1 protein-coding gene is annotated in these 907 nt (G+C 43.0%); it reads right to left on the minus strand.

What is annotated here, in order from left to right:
• Positions 1–818 (minus strand): IS982-like element ISPsma1 family transposase (locus tag JMX98_RS13920; RefSeq protein WP_201587420.1); only part of this gene is annotated, 818 nt, incomplete at its 3' end.
• Between the last annotated feature and the right edge of the window lie 89 nt (positions 819–907).

Below are 907 nucleotides of genomic sequence, written 5' to 3' on the forward strand. Positions count from 1 at the left end.
CACAGATTATGCGACAGAATCTTACGAATCAATCGATGAGACAAATGCCATAAATCTCTTGCTCGCACTCTTTGTATATTAAATCGTTCTGATAGCTGACCAATGACTGTTTCAACGATACGGCGAGCTTTCATTAGCCGCCTTACCACAGGTTTGGGTCTATCTTCTTTCATATTAGCTCTGAGTGGCGTTTGTAAATCTACTCCTTGAGCGTCGTAGTACGATGTCAGACTCGGGCTGATATACCCTTTATCAGCGCCAAGTAGCCCATGAATATGAGTGGTGATTTCTGGGGCAACCGCTCTTTCATCAACATTGGCAGGGGCAACGGTAAAGCCTTTAATCATGCCAGATAAATTAACAAGCAAATGTCCCTCAAAGCCATAGTACCTCTCTTGCTTAGCCGCACAGTAGCTAAAAGCCGCTAAGTCTTGATAGTTTTTATGCCGATAAGCGCGTCCATAATGACAGACGGGTATCGGAAAGCCATCCATAAAATGAATGTTGTCACGGCCTTCAATTTGACTGACTTTATCTTGTATCTGCTGTTTGACTTGCCACAGATTGGCGCAGTGCTTTGCGAAGTTAGGGTATGAGCCGATGGCTGGAAACCAGTCTTGCCAATGCTGGGTAAAGTATTGCCAAATCTGTTTGTCTTGATCAAGGTGTAAAAATTCACCGACCATCTCCATGCAAATAACCTCAGGATCACTCAACTTTGGCGCGTAACCTGCACTTCGCAAGGGTTTGGTGACGACTATTTTGTAATATTGCTCTACCATTAAATAGATATTGATGATAAATTCGTCTATGGGCATCTCACAACTCCATTGTATTCTTGGTCGAAAACAATAGATTAGTGAGGTGCTCTTCTTTTTTCAATCACTTTCGAAGTTGAGAGTGGGGT

It is taken from the genome of Psychrobacter sp. HII-4 (assembly GCF_904846595.1).
Taxonomy (GTDB): domain Bacteria; phylum Pseudomonadota; class Gammaproteobacteria; order Pseudomonadales; family Moraxellaceae; genus Psychrobacter; species Psychrobacter celer.